Here is a 304-nt window from a genome sequence, read left to right on the forward strand (position 1 = left end):
TCAATGGGTGTTCTGGGAGCAACAAAGTTGTGTGATTCAAGTTGGACTGAGGGATCTGGTAGTGCCTTGCGGTCAACTTTACCATTAGGTGTGAGTGGCAGGGCATCAAGCACCACAAAAGAAGTTGGCACCATGTAATCGGGCAGTTGCTGTTTGAGGAACGAGCGCAACTGTGCGATTTCTGGTGCTGCTGATGTTTGAGGTAGCAGATAGGCAACTAAGCGCTTATCGCCGGCAATTTCTTTGGCAATGACAACAGCTTGTTGCACAGTTGGGTGTTGGCTCAACAGTGCCTCAATTTCGC

The 304-nt window shown here is 49.3% G+C and carries 1 protein-coding gene; it reads right to left on the reverse strand.

Annotated features, from left to right (window positions below; all coding sequences use genetic code 11):
- The coding region (locus AABK37_RS42075; RefSeq protein WP_432557280.1) for an AMP-binding enzyme at positions 1 to 287 on the reverse strand (287 nt) is incomplete at its 3' end.
- Positions 288 to 304 lie beyond the last annotated feature (17 nt).

The organism is Tolypothrix sp. VBCCA 56010 (assembly GCF_050875635.1).
Classification (GTDB): domain Bacteria; phylum Cyanobacteriota; class Cyanobacteriia; order Cyanobacteriales; family Nostocaceae; genus Hassallia.